This window comes from Streptococcus cristatus (assembly GCF_001578775.1).
Classification (GTDB): Bacteria; Bacillota; Bacilli; order Lactobacillales; family Streptococcaceae; genus Streptococcus; species Streptococcus cristatus_A.
Window position 1 is genome coordinate 1 of record NZ_KQ969063.1, and the last position, 21,468, is coordinate 21,468.

The window sequence follows — 21,468 nt, forward strand, 5'->3', positions numbered from 1 at the left end:
GAGACATCTCAGGATCATTTTAAGACATGTTAGAACGCAAAAACAACTGCTTTTTGAAGCAGTTGTTTCTTGATTATTATTCTTCGTCTTCAACATCCTGATCATCGTCAGAATATTCATCGTCTTCTTCATTTAACTCAACTTCTTCGCCGAGATCATCTGGAGCTATTTCATTGATTTCAGCATCGTAGGCTTCAACCTCACTCTTTTCATCATCTGGATTGTCTTCATCGTATGAAAGAGCTGGATCCTCTTCATAAGAGTCCTCATCCTCAGGATCATCATCGCTGTAATCAATTGCATCTTCGTCGCCGTCCATAAAGGCATTAACGCGTTTTTTCTTGCGTTTCTTAGGCTCGTCCTCATCGTCCGTTTCTTCCAAAGCGATGATTTCCTCATCGACTTCGTCAATCGCATACCAAGAACGAAGGCCCCATTTATTGTCACCAAGTGGAATGAAGCTGCCATCTACATTCAGCTCTGTATAAAATAGAGGCAGCGCTTCTCGGATCTCGCTATTTGATTTTTCCAGATAATTTTGAATTTCATTGACAAGCTCATCGAAATACATTTCATGGTCACGCCCGCGCAATTCTAAGATGGCACGTGCTACCTCAATCATCGAAAGCTCACTTTTTTCTTGTCCTGCAAATACTTCTAATTCCAAAGTTATTCTCCTTAAGATTACACAGGCATTTAGCCAGGCATTTTTTCGCTACTTTCTATTGTACGATAAATTTGCCGTCTAGTCAAAAAAATTTCACCTAGACCATCCGACTTTTCAACTCCAGTCATTCTACCATAATCGTAGCATCTATGGAGCAGCACCTTTCTGCAATTTTTAAACATTGACATATTGTGCTCACATGTCTACGACTAATCATGTGATATAATAGATAAAACTTTATGAAATAGAAAGAAGCTTATGCCTCTCCTCCAACGTACCATCAAACTAGCTCTTGCAACATGTCTTGCTGCGGCTCTAGCTGCTTTTTTAGGTTTAAGCAATGCTATATCAGCCGGTATTATTGCTATCCTCAGTGTTTCTGACACCCGCAGAAGCACTATCAAACTAGCCCGTAACCGCCTCTTGTCTACTATTTTAGCACTAGCCATCGGGAGCTTATCTTTCATCCTTCTAGGATTTAACCTTTGGAGCTTAGGGATTTATATTCTGCTCTACGTTCCCTTAGCTTATCTCTTTGGCTGGGAAATAGGCATCACCCCCAGCACAGTTTTGGTCACTCATCTACTGCTGGCCCATTCTGTTTCTTGGTCTCTTTTAGCCAATGAAATGGCTGTCTTCCTCATCGGAACGGGATTTGCTCTCCTAACCAATTTATATATGGCTTCAAACCAGCAAGATATTGACGACTATCATATTCAAGTTGAAGAGCAACTGAAGAAAATTCTACTGCGTTTTGAATATTTCTTAAAAGCTGGAGACGGTCGAAACGATGCAACTCTAATCAAGGAACTAGATACTATCCTTCAAGAAGCCTTACAACTGGTCTATCTGGACCACTCCAACCACCTCTTTCATCAAACCAACTACCATATTCATTATTTTGAAATGCGGCAGGCGCAGAATCGCATTCTAAAAGACATGGCAGGAAATATCAACAACTGTCAGTTGGCAGCTAGCGAGAGCTTGATTTTAGCACGTCTTTTCTCCAAGACAGCTCAGCAACTTAGTCAAGAAAATCCCGCTCACGAACTAGTTGAAGAAATCGAAGCCTGCTTAGCTGTCTTTCGCGAACGCCCGCTTCCTAAGACTCGGCAAGAATTTGAAACCCGGGCCACACTTCTGCAACTTTTACGAGACTTGGAGACTTTTATTAAGATTAAAGTAGAATTTTATCAAAATTACCAAAAGGTACAAGCAAGTTAGCTCTGTGCTATTCCCAATAAATAATAAAAGGAGTTGAAAATTCTTCAACTCCTTTTTCTCATTCAGTAAAGGCATTCGCTCATTCTTTTAAGTGATAAGAATAACTTGCAACCACGACATCCTCATACCACTTCAGATAGTATTTTAATTTTAAACTCATCTGGTTATGCAAGATATTTTGCCATCTCTTTTTAGGTATAAACTGAGGTACTAGGACTGTCACTGTTCTTCCTTCTTTTTTGGCTCGCTTGGCTACCTTAATTACATACTGAACTGTCGGACTGATGATATTGCGATAGCTAGTTGTGACTGTCTCAAAGCGAATATCTGGGAAGTAGTCAGCAAATTCCTCGGCGACTTCAGCATCTTTTTCAGCTGTCTCTGCTGTAGAAACATGCATTGCTACGACTTCATCTCCGATACTGCGCGCATAGCTCATCGCACCAACACTGACTCGGGTAACATTCCCGACCAGGACAATTACTGTATTACCAGTGTAGTTCTGGCGCTCAATGTGGTCATGCAATCTCAACTGTTTAGCGACTCTATTATAATGCTGCTTGATAGACAAAAACAGCCAAGTCAAGACGATGATAATAGGGAAGAAAGGCCAAATATCTTGGAGACGGAATAAAAGTAAAATAAGGACAATCCCGTAACAAATGATCGCACCAAGGATATTCGCAATCGAATGCTTCAAGAAGTTATTTCCATATTTTTTCTTCCAATGGACAACCATACCGGTCTGGGAGAGAGCAAAGGGTACGAACACACCAATCGTGTACAGGGGAATCAAGCGTTCTGTATTTCCCTTAAAGATAAACAAAAGAGCAATGGCACCAAAAGCCAAAGTGAAAATGCCATTAGAATAGCTGAGCCGATCTCCTTTTTCCATGTACATATGAGGCATGTATTTATTCTTAGCCATATTGTAGGAAAGCATCGGAAAGGCTGAGAAGCCTGTATTGGCTGCCACTGCTAAGATCAAAGCAGTCGACAATTGGAAAACATAGAACAAGATGCGACCAAGGGGAGAGCTTCCCAAAATCGCTTGCGCCATTTGAGCCAGAGTCGTTACACCTTTGACAGGCACGATGCCAATCCAATAATTCAAGAAGGTAATACCAGCAAACATGATTCCTAGGATTAAAGCCATAATCGATAGGGTGGCTGCGGCATTGTGAGCTTTTGGTTTCTTGAAAAAGGGAACCGAATTGGAAATAGCTTCCACTCCTGTCAAGGAAGCAGAGCCACTGGTGAAAGCACGAAGAAGTAAGATTAAACTTACTCCAGTAATCGGACTACCAATCCGCGCAGTTGCGTGATAGTCTAAATTTCCTGTCAGGATTTGCACAAAACCAAAAGCAATCAATAGCAAGGTGCTGACAATAAAAAGATAGACAGGAATCATCAAGGAAGTGGCCGATTCTTTTAGTCCTCGGAGATTCATTAGCATCAACAAGAGAACTAAGAAAATGGAAATATGTAAATTGTAAGGATGTAAGACGGGAATCGCAGAGGTAATTGCGTCCGCTCCAGAAGCGACCGAAACGGCTACTGTCAACATGTAATCTACCAGCAAGCTTCCGCCAGCGATCAAGCCTGCCGTTGGAGATAGATTTTCTGTCGTCACCATATAAGCTCCTCCTCCTTGAGGATAAGCATGAATGACCTGACGATAGGAAATCGTTAAACTCGCTAATAGAATCAATACGACAATTCCTATGGGAAGCGACCACCAAATGGCACCAATAGAAACAGAAGTCAAGACCAAAACAACCTGCTCTGGTCCATAAGCAATCGAAGATAGAGCGTCACTGGAGAGCATGGCTAAAGCTTGCATCTTAGTCAGTAAATGGCCATCTTCTCCCTCTTTTCCAGATTTTAATGGACGTCCAATAAAAAAGCCTTTTAGCTTGGAAAACATAAGTTCCTCCTTTAAAAACATGAGCCATTCTACTCTTTTTCAGAAAACATGTCAATACTTTTCTGAAAATAAATTTCAGTCTCCTACTTTTCATCCAATAATATATTTAAAGTTTCAAACTCAATCTTCTATAAAATTTTCCAGTTTTTCTTGAGACAGCATGTTTGTTTTTATGGGAGTATCAAAAAAACGAGCTTTATGTAAAACTCGTCTTTGATATGTAAATTTCTTGAATTTTAGTGATTGTTAATAAAAGAGTTCAATCTCAGAATAAATAAGATAGCAGCGAATCAAAACGAAGCCTCAATCTTCCGAATACACCAGTCAATCAGCTCTTCCAGTCGCTCAATGGCTTCGGTCATATGCAGGTAGCCCATGACTGCCTCAAAGCCAGTAGACATACGGTAGGTGACGATGTCCGTATTCTTAGCTTTGGTGTGGCTGTTGGCATTGCGACCGCGCTTGTAGATATCCTCTTCCTTCTCCGTCAGGATTCCTTCTTCCAGCATGAGAGAGATGAGATTAGCCTGAGCCTTGGCAGAAACGTACTTGGTCGCTTCCCTGTGCAGCTGATTTGGCTTGGTCAGCCCTTGAAAAATCAGGTGACGCCGGATATACATGGAGTAGACGGCATCCCCCTCAAAAGCGAGGGCAATGCCGTTAATCAGGTTGACATCAGTCACGTGTCCACCTCACTCCGTCTTTAGTATCCAAAAGCTTGATGCCCTGAGCGGCTAATTCATCCCGAATACGGTCTGCAGTCACAAAGTCTCGATTAGCACGCGCTTCTTGGCGTTCCTCAATCAAGCGCTCAATGTCCGCATCCAGGACTTCTTCTACAAAGACGATACCAAAAACTTCTAAGAGTTTGGCAAAGGCTTCCTTAACTTCAACGGTATAATTGCCAGAGTTGATCCACTTGGCGAGCTCGAAGACAACCGTGATACCGTTAGCAGCATTGAAATCTTCGTCCATAGCAGCGGTGAACTTGTCAAGAAAACTCTGAAGCTGAGCAGAGTCTGCCTGACCAGTGAAAGGCTGCCCATAGGTATTTTTCAAATACTTGAGATTGGTCGCTGCATCATGAACAGCTTTTTCTGTGAAATTGATAGGCTTGCGGTAATGCTGGGTAGCAAAGAAGAAACGCAGCACCTGACCCTCAATGGTCTTGAGAGCATCGTGAACAGTAATAAAATTGCCTAGAGATTTGGACATCTTGACGTCATTGATGTTGACGAAGCCATTGTGCATCCAGTAGTTGGCAAAAGTCTGACCAGTCTTGGCCTCTGATTGGGCAATTTCATTGGTATGGTGAGGAAACTCTAGGTCTGCCCCGCCACCGTGGATATCAATTGTATCACCTAAAATCTCCGTTGACATGACCGAGCACTCGATGTGCCAGCCCGGACGACCTGCTCCCCAAGGGCTGTCCCAGGAAATCTCGCCCGGCTTAGCTGCCTTCCAGAGAGCAAAATCTACCGGATTTTCCTTGCGGGCGGTCTCTTCATCTGTTCGACCAGAAGCACCCAACTCCAAGTCTGCCAAAGTTTTGTTGGCTAGTTTGGCATAATCACGAGACTTTTCGACGCGGAAGTAGACATCGCCCTCTGACTCATAGGCGTAGCCTTTGTCAATCAAGTCCTGCACAAAGCGGATGATGTCAGCCATAAACTCCACAACACGCGGATGACGAGTCGCAGGTTTTACACCCAGAGCTGAGACATCCTCACGAAAAGCTGCGATATACTTATCAGCCACTTCTTTTGGTGTGATGCCTTCTTCCTTAGCACGGTTGATAATTTTATCATCCACATCCGTAAAATTGGAAATATAGTTGACCTCAAATCCCCGATACTCAAAATAGCGACGAACTGTGTCAAAAGCTACTGTTGAGCGGGCATTGCCGACATGGATATAGTTATAAACCGTCGGACCGCAGACATACATGCGAACCTTGCCCTCTTCAATGGGCACAAATTCACGTAGGCTGCGGGTCATGGTGTCGTAAATTTTAATCATGCGGTCCACTCCCTTCTCTATTTCTGACTTTTTCGGCTGAAAACCAGCTCTGCAAAAGGGCCAAATTGTCTGAGGCTATCCAGTTGGTAAAAGCGCTGCCCTTCCTCTTGGGTAAAGAGGGGAACCCCCTTTCCTAGGATAAGGGGCGCTATCTGAATAATGAGGTGGTCGAAAAGATCCGCATCCAAGAGCGGTCCTACCAAGGAATTACCACCAATCACAAATACATTTTTGCCTTTGTCAATCTGGTGAACAAAGTCCACCACATCCCCAGCTACTGGCTGGTAATTGCTGACAGGCAGGTGCCTATCATGCGTAAAGACATAGTTTTCCGTAGCTTGATAAAAACTTTCTACATCTTGCAATTCTTGGATTTCCTCAAAGGTCCGCTTGCCCATGATGGTGATATCCATTTGCCTGTAAAAGTCATCATAGCCTGTATCCTCTACAGAACCAAGCTGATGCAGCCAGTCTATCCTGTGCTGGCTGTCTGCCAAGTAGCCATCCATGGTGATACAGCCGTAAAAATATACTGCCATTCTTGTAGTTACCTTTCTAGTTCCTTTGCTATTGTCAAAGCGATAGTGAAAAAAGTCATGGCATTAGCTGTCCGCTCTTCATGGCGGGCATCCCAGGTTCGGTTATGATGATCCACATAGTCAGCTGTGTAGAAGAACTGATAGACTTTTGCTTGTCGAAATTGACTCCAAGCCATGATTGCTGAGGCTTCCATATCCACCACTTTGGCTCCAGCAGCCAAGCGACGCTTGACCTTATCAGGCGTTTCTCGATAAAAGGCATCTGTCGTCCAAGACTTGGTGCGGACATGCTCAATATCGTACTTGTCAAAGATAGCTTCAAGCTTAACTAACAGAGACTCGTCATAAGTGACTTCATCACCCGGTGGGGCGTAGTGGTAGCTAGTGCCTTCATCTCGCAAAGCAGCAGCCGGCAGGATAATCTTGTCCGCCTCAATTGAGCGGTCCAAAACGCCACAGGAACCTAGAATGATGAAATTCTTGAAGCCTCTGGCCGCCAACTCCTCCAGCTGGCCGACTATCATGGGAGCTCCAATCGGAGCCAACATAACTGCTAGCTTGCTAGATCCTTGGTCATAAATATACCATGGATGCTGTCCGTTGATGCTTTTTAAATAGCCTCCTTGATAGACTTTTTCTGACTCAATCAAACGTTGCAGAATTTCTCCGTTAAAGGACAGGATGATAGTTTCACAAATCTCACCCTTGTCCATAATCTGCCTATCTGTCGGTTCAATAACTCCAGCTACATCTTCAAATTCCTCTAATAACATAACTTCACTTTCTTTAAGACTTCAGCAAATCCAGCTTCATCTTTTCTATGCGGCGCAGCTTGGTCTCATCTTTTCGGCTTCACTTATAGTGAGCCCATTAGGTTACAGTTTGCCAAATTACTCCTTGGCAAGACCTCCTAAAGTATCTTGTTAGCTGTCCAAAATTGGCCTTTCTTAGAGCTCTGACGAATGGTGGCTGGCTTCGCGGGCATGCTCCAGCTTATCCAAATAATATTCTCGCTGTTCTTCCACCTCATGGATGGTTGGCTCATCTTTCTGACCATGAACACGCACGATCTTAGCCGGGATTCCAACTACAGTTACATCACTAGGCACATCAGCCACAACAACTGCTCCAGCTCCAACTTTGGCATTTTCACCAATTTCAACTGGGCCAATGACTTGAGCATGAGCAGAGACCAAGGCGCCCCGACGCACAGTCGGATGCCGTTTCCCTGTATCCTTACCAGTTCCGCCTAAGGTCACGCCATGATACAGAAGCGCACCCTTTTCCACAATGGCCGTTTCACCGATAACCAATCCACCACCATGGTCAATGAAGACACCTGACTCAATCTGAGCACCTGGATGAATCTCAATCTGAGTCCAAAAGCGCCAAAATTGGCTGTGCATGCGTGCCAGTAGCTTAAAGCCTTTCTTCCATAGGAAATGAGAAAGACGGTGGGCTGCCAAGGCCTTGACACCTGGATAAGTCAGGATGACCTCCAGCGAAGTACGAGCAGCCGGATCATTTTCTTTTACAATCTCAATGGCTTCTTTCCACCAGCCCATCTTCTTCTCCTTTCATTAGGTAAAATAAGGGAGTAGGCCCTACACAAAGAAATTTGTAAGGTAATCGAGCCTGATCACTCCCTTTTCATTATTCTTCCGATTTAGTTTTAGGAGCTTCTTCATGTTTCTTATGAAAATGCCCTTTTTCCTGATGTTTATCGTGGTCTCTCTTTGGCTTGTCTGGCTTAGGCGGACGTGGCAAGAGAGCTTTCATAGACGCATCTACGCGGCCTTTTTCATCAATCTTAATGACCTTAACATCGACAAAATCACCAATTTGTACCAAGTCTTCGACATTGTTGGTTCGAGTCCAAGCCATTTCAGAGATGTGAACGAGGGCATCGGTCTTGTCAAAGAGGTTGACAAAAGCACCAAATTTCTCAATCCGAACAACCTTGGCATGGTAAACTTCATCCACTTTAGCTTCACGAACCAAACCAGCAATGATTTCTTTGGCACGGTTAATAGCCGCTTGATCGCTAGAGTAGATAGATACATTTCCTTCTTCGTCAATATCAATCTTAACGCCTGTTTCAGCGATGATCTTGTCGATGGTTTCCCCGCCTTTTCCGATGACAATCTTAATTTTGTCCACATCAATCTTGATGGTATCGATTTTCGGAGCAGTTGGAGCCAACTCAGGACGTGGAGCTGGAATCGTCGCTTCAATCAAATCCAGAATTTCAAAGCGGGCTTTCTTAGCCTGAGCCAGAGCTTCTGTCAAGATCTCCGCTGTAATTCCTTCAATCTTGATATCCATCTGCAGGGCTGTAATCCCTTCGCGAGTACCAGCCACTTTAAAGTCCATATCGCCAAAGTGGTCTTCCAAACCTTGAATATCCGTCAGAACTGTGTAGTTGCTGCCGTCTGAAATCAAGCCCATGGCAATTCCGGCAACTGGCGCCTTAATCGGCACACCACCGGCCATCAGAGCCAAAGTACCCGCACAGATAGAGGCTTGGGAGGAAGAGCCGTTCGACTCCAAGACTTCTGCTACCAGACGGATCGCGTAAGGAAACTCTTCCAAGCTAGGCAAGACTTGCTCCAAGGCACGCTCCCCAAGAGCACCGTGTCCAATTTCACGACGACCAGGAGCACCATAACGGCCTGTCTCCCCGACAGAGTATTGCGGGAAATTATAGTGGTGCATGAAACGTTTCTTGTATTCCGGATCCAAGCCGTCAACGATTTGCGTTTCGCCCATTGGTGCCAGAGTCAGAACAGACAAGGCTTGGGTTTGCCCGCGAGTAAAGAGACCAGATCCATGCACGCGCGGCAGGTAATCCACTTCCGCATCTAGCGGACGGATTTCATCGACCTTACGGCCATCAGGACGGACCTTATCTTCTGTAATCAAACGACGCACTTCTGCATGCTCCATTTGTTCCAAGATTTCAGCCACATCACGCATGATACGGTCGAATTCTTCATGGTCTGCGTATTTTTCTTCATAAACTGCCGTGACTTGGTCTTTGACAGTCTGAGTTGCGGCTTCGCGCGCCAGCTTTTCTTCTACCTGAACAGCCTTTTGGAGGTCACTGTTGTAGGCTGCGACAATCTCTGCCTGCAGCTCTTCATCAACATGCAGCAATTCTACTTCTGCTTTTTCCTTGCCGACTGCTGCAACGATTTCTTCTTGGAAGGCAATTAATTCTTTGACCGCTTCGTGCCCTTTGAGAAGAGCTTTCAGCATGACATCTTCAGACAGCTCCTTGGCTCCAGATTCTACCATGTTGATAGCCTCTTTGGTACCAGCCACTGTCAGTTCCAAAAGCGAAACTTCTTTTTGTTCCTTGCTAGGATTGATGATAAATTCACCATCTATATAGCCGACCTGAACTCCTGCGATCGGGCCGTTAAAAGGAATATCTGAGATAGAAAGAGCCAGAGAGCTACCGAACATAGCAGCCATTTGAGGCGAAGCATCTTCGTCATAAGAAAGAACGGTATTGATAACCTGAACTTCATTACGGAAGCCTTCCGCAAACATAGGGCGAATTGGACGGTCAATCAAGCGGGCAGTCAAAGTCGCATCCGTTGACGGACGGCCTTCGCGCTTGTTAAAGCCACCAGGGTATTTCCCAGCTGCATACATTTTTTCCTCATAGTTGACCTGCAATGGGAAAAAGTCACCAGTAGCCATCTTTTTGGACATGGTTGCCGCAGTTAAAACGGTACTTTCTCCATATCGAACAACGGCGCTGCCATTTGCCTGCTTTGCAACCTGACCGGTTTCAACTACCAGCTCACGACCTGCAAAAATTGTTTTAAAAACTTGTTTTGTCATAAAGACTCCTTGCCGAGCACATGCTCAAATTTTTTCATACGCCTTGGCTACAAAGATCAAGATACTAAGCCTTTAAACAACTTATCGGACGTGTTCGGTTAGCACTTTTGCTTTAATATCATAGCCTTGGTAGCTTATTATATCCTCATCTTTGTATCAAGCACGTACAGACCCTATTTTACCACAATTTCAGCCAAAAGAAAAAGACTGGAAATGGCTTTTTTTCTATAAAATTACTGAAAATACATTTTTCTTTTTTCTAAGCAGACTGCTGAAATCATATTTCTCTAATTTTTTCCTATGAGCAAGGCATTCTAAAGGATTTTTTGCTATACTTAATATAGCTATTTAATCAAAAGGAGTAAACTATGGAACAAAAACATCGTTCTGAATTTCCAGAAAATGAACTCTGGGACCTAACAGCCCTTTACCAAGATCAAGAGGACTTCCTGCGAGCCATCGAAAAGGCCAGAGAGGACATCCAGAAATTCGTCCGTGATTACCAAGGCAAGCTCAGCACTTTCGAAGATTTTGAACGGGCATTTGCTGAGTTAGAGCAGATTTATATCCAAATCAGCCACATCGGTAACTACGGTTTTATGCCACAGACCACTGACTTCGGTGACGAGAGCTTTGCGCAGATTGCCCAAGCAGCCATGGAGTTTGAGACCGAGGCCAATGTCGCACTCAGCTTCTTTGACGACGCCCTAATCAGTGCAGATGAAGCTGTCTTAGAAAAACTAGGTAAAGAGCCCCATCTGACCTCAGCCATCCGCCAAGCTAAAATCAAAAAAGCCCACTATCTGGGAGCGGATGTAGAAAAAGCCTTGACCAATCTAGGCGAGGTCTTTTACAGTCCACAGGATATTTATACCAAGATGCGGGCCGGCGACTTTGTTATGGCTGACTTCGAAGTAAACGGCAAAGTTTACAAAAACAGCTTTGTCACCTATGAGAATTTCTATCAAAACCATGAAAATGCAGAAATCCGCGAAAAAGCTTTCCGCTCTTTCTCAGAAGGGCTTCGTCAGCATCAAAACACTGCTGCAGCTGCCTATCTGGCTCAAGTCAAGTCTGAAAAATTGCTGGCTGACATGAAGGGCTATGACTCTGTCTTTGACTACTTACTAGCTGAGCAAGAAGTTGATCGCTCTATGTTTGACCGGCAGATCGACTTGATTATGAGTGAATTTGCCCCAGTAGCTCAAAAATACCTCAAGCATGTCGCTAAGGTAAACGGACTTGAAAAAATGACTTTTGCCGACTGGAAGCTGGACTTGGACAGCGAGCTCAATCCCGAAGTCAGCATTGACGACGCCTACGACCTCGTCATGAAGTCAGTCGAGCCACTCGGACAAGAGTATTGTCAAGAAATTGCCCGCTATAAAGAGGAACGCTGGGTCGACTTTGCGGCCAATGCCGGGAAAGACTCTGGAGGCTATGCTGCGGATCCTTATCGGGTCCACCCTTATGTCCTCATGAGCTGGACTGGCCGTATGAGTGATGTCTATACTCTGATTCACGAGATTGGCCACTCTGGTCAGTTCATCTTCTCCGACAATCACCAAAGCTACTTCAATGCCCACATGTCCACCTACTATGTGGAAGCACCGTCTACCTTTAACGAGCTCCTGCTCAGTGATTATCTGGAGCGCCAGTTTGATAACCCTCGCCAAAAACGCTTTGCTCTGGCTCACCGTCTGACGGATACCTACTTCCACAACTTCATCACCCACTTACTGGAAGCTGCCTTCCAACGCAAGGTCTATACTTTGATCGAAGAAGGCGGAACCTTCGGTGCAAGCAAACTCAACGCTATCATGAAAGAAGTCTTGACAGAATTCTGGGGCGATGCTGTTGAGATTGACGACGACGCTGCCCTGACTTGGATGCGCCAAGCCCATTACTACATGGGGCTGTACAGCTATACTTACTCCGCAGGCTTGGTCATCTCTACCGCCGGCTACCTACACCTAAAAAATGATGAAAATGGTGCCCGTGACTGGCTTGAACTGCTCAAATCTGGCGGCAGCAAGACTCCGCTTGAGTCAGCTATGATTATTGGAGCAGATATTTCGACGGATAAACCACTCCGCGACACGATTCAATTTCTATCTGATACTGTAGATCAGATTATTGCCTACAGTAAAGAGTTGGGGGAGTAAAAAAACAAGGGGCTGGGACAAAAGTCCTAGCCTCTCAATTGTCTTTGGATTGTCGAGCAAGACGCAGTGGTTGAGTGGGCTCTACTACGCTGATTTCATCAGCTTTTACAGCCCTACTCAACTGTGCGGAGGTGGGACGACGAAATCGAATTCTAACGAATTACCGATTTCTGTCCCACTCTCTGTTTTTACATATTTCAATAAATCTGTTCCTAAAATGAAATTTGAAGCTAAATTTTTAAAAAAGTTTGAAGAAATATAGATAAACCAAAATATAGATTGTAAAACAGACGCTAAATATAAGCCACCTTATCCAGAACTGTGACTTACTATAATTTTTAGCACGTAGGAGGCCAATAAAGAACCAGATAAGACCCCAAAAAAACATTCCCAACAATTGAGGAGCATAATATGAAATCAAAACCAAGCAAAAAAGGACAAAGCTTAATACAGCCATGATGCTTTTTTCCGTTATTTGCGATCTAGGAATCATCCAGCCCACAAAGAAACATAAAATCGGCACCGCAATAAACGGTGTAAAAACCATCAAAATAAAGCCAAACTGCGATAATGACTCAAGCATAAACAGTGCCCTTTCCATACCTTATAATTTACCTTCTTCCTATTATAACCTAAAAACTATATTTTCCAACAAAAAAACCGGGAGATAGACCATTTACTCTATTTTTCCTGTAATAAACAAAGGATATTCCAGTCAAAATATATGTTCAGAGCACTTTTCTTGAATCCACCTGTTTGTTTTGATAGACTAATACATAGATTTTTTAAAAAAGGAGATAGAAAATGAAAAAATTTGTCGCTGAATTAATCGGTACTTTCATGCTTGTGTTCATCGGAACAGGAGCTGTTGTTTTTGGAAATGGTGTTGAAGGTCTTGGACACCTTGGAATTGCTTTGGCATTTGGTTTGGCAATCGTTGTAGCAGCTTTCTCAATCGGAACTGTTTCAGGCGCTCACTTGAACCCAGCTGTTTCAATCGCTATGTTTGTAAACAAACGCTTGTCATCAAAAGACCTTGTCAACTATATCCTTGGACAAGTGGTTGGAGCTTTCCTTGCGTCTGGTGCAGTCTTCTTCCTCTTGGCAAACTCAGGCATGTCAACTGCTAGTCTCGGTGAAAATGCCTTGGCAAACGGTGTAACTGTCTTTGGTGGTTTCTTGTTTGAAGTCATCGCAACTTTCTTGTTTGTTTTAGTGATCATGACCGTGACTTCAGAAAGCAAGGGAAATGGTGCGATTGCTGGTTTGGTGATTGGTTTGTCATTGACAGCTATGATCCTTGTGGGATTGAACATCACTGGACTTTCAGTAAACCCAGCTCGTAGCTTGGCACCAGCTGTCTTGGTAGGTGGTGCAGCCCTTCAACAAGTATGGATTTTCATCCTTGCTCCAATCGTAGGTGGTGTTCTTGCAGCTCTTGTTGCGAAAAACTTCCTTGGAACAGAAGAATAAGAAACGAAAAAGAGTCCTGTCCTCAGTTTGAAGAACAGGGCTTTTTCTATGCAAAAACACTCCCCGTTTCGAATGGGAAGTGCTTTGCTTTTAACTCAATTCCGCAACAATCGCCTTGATTTGTTCTGCTGTGTGAACACCAGCGACTTGCTTGACCACTTGGCCGTCTTTCTTGAAGAGAAGGGTTGGAATAGACATGATACCAAAGGCACGAGCTGTGTTTGGATTTTCATCTACGTCCATTTTAACGATTTTCAAGACATCTTCTGAAAGTTCCTCAGACAATTTGTCCAAGATTGGACCTTGCATACGACATGGACCACACCAAGTTGCCCAGAAATCAACCAAGACCAAACCGTCTTTTGTTTCCTGTTCAAATGTTACATCTGTAATTGCTTTTGCCATTGTAGTTCTCCTTTTTACTTATATTGGCTCAAATCCTGTTTCATCAGGAAAAAGTACACATCTCCATAAGTCCCATGGTAGTCCAAATCATGACCATTATAAACTAACTTTTTAACTGGATGATAATCCGCCACCCCGATCAGGCAAGCTTGCTGAGATAGTTCAAACTCCTCATAAGACTCGAAAGTTATCTTCCGTTCTGACTTAGCTGCATCTAGATAAGTAATTTCAATCATATGCTCTCCTTTTGGCTTCCATTCGTAATTTATGTTTTAATTGTAACTAATTATGTTACATTTGTCAAATCAAACGCATCCGACACTGCTAGATCATAGATGGATGCCTTTGAATCCTGATTGATCAATCTTCTCCTTTTTGTTTAACTTGATTCTAGCACAATGTAAAGAAGAAATCTTTGACAAAACAAGCACAAAGGCTACGTTTGTTTTTATTTTTATGTTAAAATAAAAGGCATGGACAAAATTATTAAAACTATCTCAGAAAATGGTTCTTTCCGAGCTTATGTGCTGGATAGCACAGAGACGGTTCGGACCGCTCAAGAAAAACATCAAACTCAAGCAAGCTCTACCGTTGCACTTGGTCGCACACTGATTGCCAGCCAGATTTTGGCGGCTAATGAAAAGGGCCAGACCAAGATCACCGTCAAGGTTCTTGGTACTAGCTCGCTAGGCGCCATCATCACCGTGGCAGACACCGAAGGCAATGTCAAGGGCTATGTGCAAAATCCCGGTGTCGATATAAAAAAGACAGCCACTGGCGAAGTTCTGGTTGGTCCTTTTGTCGGCTCTGGTCAATTTTTGGTTATCACGGACTACGGCACTGGCAATCCCTACAATTCTATGACGCCACTCATCTCTGGTGAAATCGGTGAAGACTTAGCCTTCTACCTAACCGAAAGTCAGCAAACCCCTTCTGCTGTTGGCCTCAATGTTCTCTTGGATGAGCATGATAAAGTCAAGGTTGCTGGTGGTTTCTTGGTACAAGTCCTGCCTGGTGCTAAGGAAGCTGACATCGCTCGCTTTGAGAAGCGGATTCAAGAAATGCCTGCCATTTCTAAGCTGTTAGAATCCGATGACCATATCGAAGCTCTACTGGCTGCTATTTATGGAGACGAACCCTACAAACGCCTGTCTGAAGAGGAAATCCGCTTCCAGTGCGACTGCAGCAAAGAGCGCTTCATGAATGCCTTGGCTACCCTGCCAAAGACTGACCTGGAAGAGATGCGTGACCAAGACCAAGGGGCTGAAATCGTCTGCCAATTCTGCCAGACTGCCTATCACTTTGACCAAAACGACCTGGAGGAACTGATTCGTGACAAATCTTAATACCCCTTTTATGATTGGAAATGTTGAAATTCCCAACCGCACAGTTCTAGCACCCATGGCCGGTGTAACCAACTCTGCTTTCCGGACCATTGCCAAAGAGCTGGGAGCAGGCCTCGTCGTTATGGAAATGGTCTCTGACAAGGGCATCCAATACAACAACGAAAAAACCCTTCACATGCTTCACATCGATGAAGGCGAAAATCCTGTTTCTATCCAGCTTTTCGGTAGTGATGAAGACAGCCTGGCCCGCGCAGCGGAATTTATTCAAGAAAATACCAAGACGGATATCGTCGATATCAACATGGGCTGCCCTGTTAACAAAATCGTCAAAAACGAAGCTGGAGCTATGTGGCTCAAGGATCCTGAGAAAATCTATAAAATCATCAACAAGGTCCAATCCGTTCTGGATATTCCTCTGACAGTCAAGATGCGGACTGGCTGGTCTGACAGCTCACTAGCTGTAGAAAATGCTCTGGCAGCTGAAGCCGCTGGCGTCTCAGCCTTAGCTATGCACGGCCGTACCCGTGAGCAAATGTATACTGGTCATGCTGACCTTGAGACCTTATATGACGTAGCCCATGCTCTGACTAAGATTCCTTTCATCGCTAACGGTGATATCCGCAGCGTGCAAGAAGCCAAACAACGTATCGAAGAGGTCGGTGCCGATGCTGTCATGATTGGTCGTGCGGCTATGGGAAATCCCTACCTCTTTAACCAAATCAATCACTATTTTGAAACAGGAGAAATTCTGCCAGACTTGACCTTCGAGGACAAGATGAAAATCGCCTACGAACATTTGAAACGCTTGATTAACCTCAAAGGAGAAAACGTAGCCGTTCGTGAATTCCGCGGTCTAGCACCCCACTACCTTCGTGGAACATCTGGTGCAGCTAAACTTCGCGGTGCCATTTCACAGGCCAGCACATTGGCAGAGATTGAAGAACTCTTGCAACTCCAACATTAAAGAAATAAAAAAGGAAGCATCTACAAAGGTGCCTCCTTTTTTTGCAAATTTCTTTTTTCTTATTTGATCAATTGAACACTAGCTACTTTACCGTCAGCGCCAGTAGTGATTTGGATGCCCAATTTAGGAGCAGACGGTTCAGCAGAACCCAGCTGAGCTGTATAGCGACCATCATCCAAAGTATAGGCATATGAAGCAACATGGTAAGTATTGACAGTTCCATTCGCTGACTTGACACTAAACTGTCCGCCTACTGAAACAGTCACTGTACTACCTCCTGCATCTGTCCAATTACCTGCAGCTGCAGAGAAATCTCCATCTACCATATTCAAAACGCCTTTATAACGAGCATTTGTTTCTGCCTGCTTGTTTTGAAGCTGACGATCAGTGGCTGGATTTTGAGCTGGTTGACTCGGTTGGGCTGGCTGAGTCGCTTGATTTGGTTTAGTTGGTTGAGTCGGCGTAGCTTGTTGACTAGGAGCTTGTTGAGATTGGCCTGATTGAGCCTGTGTATTTTGTTGAGCTTGAACTTGCTGATCCACTCCTTGTTGAGTTTGATTTTGTGAAGGTTGAACGGATTCCACAGCTTTCTGTACTTGTTCTGCTTGCCCTACTGTTTTATTTGAAGAAGCATTGCTGCTGGCTTTTGGAGCGCTACTAGTTTTGCTAGATGAAGCAACTTTAGAGCTAGAAGAAGTTTGCACCGTCTTATTAGAACTTGCGCTAGTCTTAGTTTCTTCTTTGTGACCACAAGCCCCTAAAAGCAAGCTAGAAGCTAGAACAGTAGCAGCCATCAATTTTGTATAAGTCTTAGTTTTCATTTTTTCTTCTCCTTTGTAACATTTGGAAATCTTTTTGTAATATTATTGTAACACTCGTAATAAAGTATGTCAACTAGATATATGGAATTTTTCAAAAAATTTTGAAACAAATAATATCTAGGACTTAGGCCTCCTCTCTTCCTCAGCAGATATGTCGCTACTTTTATATTCGTAATGAACATAAAAAAAGCAGAACATTTTTGTCCTGCAAGTAAACTATATCATCAATTTTCTTTTAATCCGATTTTCCCGTCTTCAGTTTATAAACTTTTCTCGGCTTCTTCTTTGGCACGCGCTTGACGCCAGCCTCCTCCAAGTATTCTCCAAATTTAACTAGAAAATTATTGCTGACGATGGGGCGTCTAGGCGTGATGAGATTGACCAGCTCGGTTCCTTCATAAACGGTAAAGGGTGATTCCAGCAAATGGAGAAAAGTTGGATTCCAGTCCAGTCGTCCTTGAATCCTCTTAATAGATTCCAGCAGGATTTGGTAGTGGTCAAAAGCAAAGTCCTCTGCTGTCAGAAGTCGCTCACCATCTCTAAAGCTCCTTGTCTTAAAGTCCACATCAAGGAAAGTGACTTCCTTGGCATCATCACCAGCCTTGACTTGGTTGATAGCAATTGCCGGCAGATAGACCAGATGGGCAATGGTGATGACCCAACCGCGCGGATCGCGTCCTGGAGTGGATACTGTCATCAACTGCTCCACTTTTTCTAGCGGTATCTCGAGGTCTACTTCTTCCTTAACCTCGCGAATGCAGGCTTGATAGGCATCCTCATACTTGTCCATAAAGCCTCCAACCAATGCATATTTATTCTGATAAGGATGAGCCTTGCGCTTGATAACCAAGAGTTTTATCTGACCTTCTACGAAGCAGTAGGCCACCATATCTGCTGTTACGCTAGGTGTCTCATACTTGGGCAAATCCTGTGTCTTATACCATGCTAAAAAGGCGGACTCATCCGCCATTGTTTCGTAATACTCTTTTTCCGACATTCCCGCTGGGATATCCTGTTTGGTCATGAGTTTCTTCCTTTCCTAAGCCATTTTTTCTATCAAAAATCCTCCAAATCTTGCTCTAAGCTTTCTTCACTGCCTTGGTCCACTGATACCAGCCGACGATACTATTGAGGGTATAGACCCAGTACATGGCCTGGATATGAAGGTTGCTACCCCACCAGAGGTAGATACTGAAGAGATTGGTCGCAATCCAGAAAATCCATTGCTCGCGATAGAGCCCCGTCATGAGAAGCTGGCCGATACCATTGGTCGCATCTGTCACACTATCGCGGAAAGGCCGGTGACTGTGAATGCTCTTATAGGCAAAGCCCATACCAATCCAAATCAAGGCAGTCAAGGCCAAATATTTAAGCCAGCCACGCCAGTCTAACTTCTTAGCTTCAAAATGAGAGGGTTCTTCCTTATCTTGTTCATTGACTCGGTTGGACAGCCAAGTATAAAGGCCAATCGGCTGCATGATAAAGAAGTAAACCGTAGTCAGCACTTCTCCATAAAAGCTAGCCTGAAAGGACAAGATGAGATAAATCGCCGAATTAACAGCTCCAAAGAGATAATTGCTGGCCCGCCCCTCAGCTACTAAGATGACGCAGACGATGCCTGTCCAGGAAGCAAAGAGTCCCAACCAGTCATGCTGCTCCTGCCCACTGGTAAACTCCAGAATGAAGGGCAGACTGGAAAGAGCAATCAAGTAGAGCCATTGAGACAAGCTACGCCCGCCAAATAAATCCTGCCAGAGCAATTTGGCAATACCGCTAAAACCCTGTTCTTTAGCTGCTGCACAGACATTCTGAAAATTCCGAGCAAAGGTTTGAGAGTTTTGTTTTAGTCCTGCGTAGAGAGCCGCAGGAGAGAGTTTTTGATTTTTTACTACCATTCTATTTTACCACTTTCTTTTTTAATCTGCTTGATAAATCTTGTTAATCGCTTCTTTAGCCGCCTGATAATTGTCCAAATAACTGTTAGCCAGATAGACCGTCGGAATATGAGCTAAACACTCCTCTTTCAGCCTTTTCAAATAGCTAGAAAAATCACTACGGATAGCCTCGTCTGCCATACTCATATCGCGAAAGCCATCGTTGACATAGGCTCCTACTGGCTCAGCAAAGAGAATCAAATCCCATTTTTCCTTGGCTAAAATGCTGGCAAAGAGATTGTCAAAGGTATCTGTCTCCTCGTCTTGAACGGGACTTTCTTTCAGATAGTAATCATAGTAGGCCTTGGTTACTAGCGAATTTGTATCGGCCACGACCAGACCACGGTTGGCACTGCTGTCAATCAAGCGGGAAGTCTGAGCATATTGTCCCAAGAGCAGATAATAGTAGTCCTTAGGTGTCAGCTCATCGTCTCGCACGTTATTTTGAATCTGGTATTCTCGAGCATATTCCAGACTGACAGGAGCATCATAGAAGCGAGCCAAATCCTTGGCTAAGGTCGTTTTACCATTGCTGGCGCTGCCCATAAGCAGCACTTTCTTGGTAAAGTGACGGCGGAAAGGTTGAGCGATATATTTCCAATAAAGGCTAGGATTTTCCCGAATCATCGTTGCCGAAATCCCAAACTGCCGCTCCTGCAAAGAAGTTTTGAAGCTACGCTTTTCTAACTCCTCCTGATAGTCAGCCTCCCCAACAAAGAAAATCAGCTCTTCACCTTCTGCATCATAGCTCACCAACTCTAATAGAGCTGACAGCCACTTGTCCCAACCCAGAGGATAGCGGGGAAAGAAAGTTTCATCTAGCTTATAAACCTGAGTCAATTCATCATCGGCGAATATCTCACGCGTATAGCGGAAGCGCTTCTGCAGAGACAGACCTACTTCCTCTCCACGGTCTCCCTGATAACCAGAAACCACCACGCGCACCTTGTCGTAAGAACGCTTCGCCTTCTGAATCAAATCGATATGCCCCTGATGCAAGGGAGCAAAGGTTCCAAAGACGATTGCAATTTGTTTTTTCATAATTTCACCTTTTTATCGTTTTTTATAATTTATTCTTTCTATGATTTTATTATAAACTATATTTTTCTTTTGTCAATAGTTTTTTATAAAATTTTATAAAAATATTTTTCAGACACTTTAAAACTGTATCAAGGGCACAAAAAAAGAACCTAATGTCTTAAACATCAGATTCTTATTCTACAAGATTTATTGCTGATAGACTTCTTGGTAGAATTCCAGCTTGTCTCCATCCTTGACAGTGATTTGATTGGCTGCCTTAGGAGCCATTTCTCCATTGACCTTAAACATCCAGTAGAGGCCCTTTGCTTCATCTTGAGCATGACCGTCAATAGAAGTGATAAAACCATCTTTTTCTTCGACCTTATAGGCCTTCTTCAAAGCATCCATTGCTGTCTTTCCTTCTGCAACAGCCACCGTTTTCTCGCTCTTCTCCTGACCATCTGGTGCAATACTGATGCTGATTTTCAGTTCCTTTTTGACGGAAGAAGCAGCCGAACTAGAGCTGGTATCAGTTTTTGTTTGGCTATTACTACAACCCACTAAAAAGAGAGCAAAGGCAAGCGTAAGCAAGCTAAAGATTTTTTTCATGATAAAGTCTCCTTAAAATAAAACACAAGATAGGATAAAAGAGCATGGTTGAGCAGGCGTGGGCTAGATTGAAGCCTGCTCCTGCCGCCACATAAGTCCACCAAGGCATTTGATAAAGCAAGGCTGTGATACCATCAATCACAAGACCATAGCTAAAGGCTAAAAGCAAGGCCAACATACTCTGACCAAACAAGCCTAGTCGCCGATACAGCAGATACCATAGACAAATGACCACCGCAAAGGATAAGATCTGGAAAAGGACCCATGGTCCCATTCCAAAGAGGAATGAAGACACAAAGATACTGATAGACATGACTAGAAGCGAACCCCTCAAGTCCTCAAAATCCACCAAGAGAAAATACAGCGCTGTAATCGGTTTGATATTGGGCAGGCCAGCAAAGGCATAACGAAGCACGACGCAGACAGCCGCCAGAAGAGCGATTCGAACAAGATAACGAAGAGACACAGTTTCTGCCTTTCTAAACGATATTCTTCAGTATGAT

General features: G+C 44.0%; 22 protein-coding genes. 5 read left to right on the forward strand and 17 right to left on the reverse strand.

Annotated features, from left to right (window positions below):
• Window positions 1-76: 76 nt before the first annotated feature.
• Complete coding sequence (rpoE, locus tag SCRDD08_RS08450; RefSeq protein ID WP_061423292.1) at window positions 77-667, reverse strand: DNA-directed RNA polymerase subunit delta; 591 nt, start codon at window positions 665-667, stop codon at window positions 77-79.
• A gap of 258 nt (window positions 668-925) precedes the next feature.
• Between rpoE and SCRDD08_RS08455 the strand changes: the two genes are divergently transcribed.
• On the forward strand, window positions 926-1,891 hold the full coding sequence (locus SCRDD08_RS08455) for an aromatic acid exporter family protein (protein WP_061423293.1): 966 nt from the start codon (window positions 926-928) through the stop codon (window positions 1,889-1,891).
• A gap of 79 nt (window positions 1,892-1,970) precedes the next feature.
• Here SCRDD08_RS08455 and SCRDD08_RS08460 read toward each other — a convergent pair whose 3' ends face one another.
• From SCRDD08_RS08460 to pnp, 7 genes are all read right to left on the reverse strand, one after another.
• Complete coding sequence (locus SCRDD08_RS08460) at window positions 1,971-3,818, reverse strand: APC family permease (RefSeq protein ID WP_061423294.1); 1,848 nt, start codon at window positions 3,816-3,818, stop codon at window positions 1,971-1,973.
• Between the two features lie 290 nt (window positions 3,819-4,108).
• A complete protein-coding gene (locus SCRDD08_RS08465) occupies window positions 4,109-4,501 on the reverse strand; it encodes a Mini-ribonuclease 3 (RefSeq protein WP_002908701.1) in 393 nt (130 codons plus the stop codon).
• Window positions 4,494-5,837 carry a cysteine--tRNA ligase gene (cysS, locus tag SCRDD08_RS08470; RefSeq protein WP_061423295.1) on the reverse strand — a complete coding sequence of 448 codons (1,344 nt, stop codon included), beginning with the start codon at window positions 5,835-5,837 and terminating at the stop codon, window positions 4,494-4,496. Before cysS ends, SCRDD08_RS08465 begins: the two co-directional genes overlap by 8 nt.
• Before the next feature lie 17 nt (window positions 5,838-5,854).
• Window positions 5,855-6,376, reverse strand: a complete 522-nt coding sequence (locus SCRDD08_RS08475; protein ID WP_061423296.1) for a dihydrofolate reductase family protein — start codon at window positions 6,374-6,376, stop codon at window positions 5,855-5,857.
• 8 nt (window positions 6,377-6,384) lie between these two features.
• Window positions 6,385-7,149, reverse strand: coding sequence for a nucleoside phosphorylase (locus SCRDD08_RS08480; RefSeq protein WP_061423297.1), 765 nt, complete (start codon window positions 7,147-7,149; stop codon window positions 6,385-6,387).
• A 174-nt stretch (window positions 7,150-7,323) separates the two neighbouring features.
• Entirely contained in the window at window positions 7,324-7,941 is a 618-nt protein-coding gene (gene cysE / locus SCRDD08_RS08485; RefSeq protein WP_048765283.1) for a serine O-acetyltransferase, read from the reverse strand.
• 88 nt (window positions 7,942-8,029) lie between these two features.
• Window positions 8,030-10,228 (reverse strand): polyribonucleotide nucleotidyltransferase, encoded by a 2,199-nt coding sequence (gene pnp / locus SCRDD08_RS08490; protein ID WP_061423298.1) that lies wholly within the window; start codon window positions 10,226-10,228, stop codon window positions 8,030-8,032.
• 368 nt (window positions 10,229-10,596) lie between these two features.
• Between pnp and pepF the strand changes: the two genes are divergently transcribed.
• Entirely contained in the window at window positions 10,597-12,393 is a 1,797-nt protein-coding gene (gene pepF, locus SCRDD08_RS08495) for an oligoendopeptidase F (RefSeq protein ID WP_061423299.1), read from the forward strand.
• A 238-nt stretch (window positions 12,394-12,631) separates the two neighbouring features.
• On the opposite strand, the gene SCRDD08_RS12015 is transcribed toward pepF, so the two are convergent.
• Window positions 12,632-12,976, reverse strand: a complete 345-nt coding sequence (locus SCRDD08_RS12015) for a hypothetical protein (protein ID WP_081104300.1) — start codon at window positions 12,974-12,976, stop codon at window positions 12,632-12,634.
• A 221-nt stretch (window positions 12,977-13,197) separates the two neighbouring features.
• Between SCRDD08_RS12015 and SCRDD08_RS08505 the strand changes: the two genes are divergently transcribed.
• Window positions 13,198-13,866 (forward strand): MIP/aquaporin family protein, encoded by a 669-nt coding sequence (locus SCRDD08_RS08505; RefSeq protein WP_061423301.1) that lies wholly within the window; start codon window positions 13,198-13,200, stop codon window positions 13,864-13,866.
• A gap of 90 nt (window positions 13,867-13,956) precedes the next feature.
• Here SCRDD08_RS08505 and trxA read toward each other — a convergent pair whose 3' ends face one another.
• Window positions 13,957-14,271, reverse strand: a complete 315-nt coding sequence (trxA, locus tag SCRDD08_RS08510; protein WP_061423302.1) for a thioredoxin — start codon at window positions 14,269-14,271, stop codon at window positions 13,957-13,959.
• A 14-nt stretch (window positions 14,272-14,285) separates the two neighbouring features.
• Window positions 14,286-14,507, reverse strand: coding sequence for a DUF4649 family protein (locus tag SCRDD08_RS08515; protein ID WP_045497807.1), 222 nt, complete (start codon window positions 14,505-14,507; stop codon window positions 14,286-14,288).
• Between the two features lie 237 nt (window positions 14,508-14,744).
• Between SCRDD08_RS08515 and hslO the strand changes: the two genes are divergently transcribed.
• Window positions 14,745-15,617: an Hsp33 family molecular chaperone HslO gene (hslO, locus tag SCRDD08_RS08520; protein ID WP_061423303.1), complete on the forward strand. Its 873-nt coding sequence runs from the start codon at window positions 14,745-14,747 to the stop codon at window positions 15,615-15,617.
• The gene (gene dusB / locus SCRDD08_RS08525; RefSeq protein ID WP_061423304.1) at window positions 15,604-16,581 is read left to right on the forward strand and encodes a tRNA dihydrouridine synthase DusB; all 978 of its coding nucleotides are present in this window, start codon (window positions 15,604-15,606) and stop codon (window positions 16,579-16,581) included. The genes hslO and dusB overlap by 14 nt, the downstream gene beginning before the upstream one ends.
• A gap of 59 nt (window positions 16,582-16,640) precedes the next feature.
• Here the strand turns inward: dusB and SCRDD08_RS08530 are convergent, their stop codons facing one another.
• The 6 genes from SCRDD08_RS08530 to SCRDD08_RS08555 all read right to left on the reverse strand — a co-directional run bounded on the left by SCRDD08_RS08530 (window position 16,641) and on the right by SCRDD08_RS08555 (window position 21,431).
• Entirely contained in the window at window positions 16,641-17,402 is a 762-nt protein-coding gene (locus SCRDD08_RS08530) for a hypothetical protein (protein ID WP_061423305.1), read from the reverse strand.
• A gap of 235 nt (window positions 17,403-17,637) precedes the next feature.
• Window positions 17,638-18,426 carry an NUDIX domain-containing protein gene (locus tag SCRDD08_RS08535; RefSeq protein ID WP_061423306.1) on the reverse strand — a complete coding sequence of 263 codons (789 nt, stop codon included), beginning with the start codon at window positions 18,424-18,426 and terminating at the stop codon, window positions 17,638-17,640.
• Between the two features lie 55 nt (window positions 18,427-18,481).
• Entirely contained in the window at window positions 18,482-19,297 is an 816-nt protein-coding gene (gene pnuC, locus SCRDD08_RS08540) for a nicotinamide riboside transporter PnuC (protein ID WP_061423307.1), read from the reverse strand.
• A gap of 21 nt (window positions 19,298-19,318) precedes the next feature.
• A complete protein-coding gene (locus tag SCRDD08_RS08545; protein ID WP_061423308.1) occupies window positions 19,319-20,377 on the reverse strand; it encodes an AAA family ATPase in 1,059 nt (352 codons plus the stop codon).
• Between the two features lie 186 nt (window positions 20,378-20,563).
• Window positions 20,564-20,965: a DUF4430 domain-containing protein gene (locus SCRDD08_RS08550; RefSeq protein WP_061423309.1), complete on the reverse strand. Its 402-nt coding sequence runs from the start codon at window positions 20,963-20,965 to the stop codon at window positions 20,564-20,566.
• Window positions 20,949-21,431 (reverse strand): hypothetical protein, encoded by a 483-nt coding sequence (locus tag SCRDD08_RS08555; RefSeq protein WP_061423310.1) that lies wholly within the window; start codon window positions 21,429-21,431, stop codon window positions 20,949-20,951. Before SCRDD08_RS08555 ends, SCRDD08_RS08550 begins: the two co-directional genes overlap by 17 nt.
• Window positions 21,432-21,468: the final 37 nt, after the last annotated feature.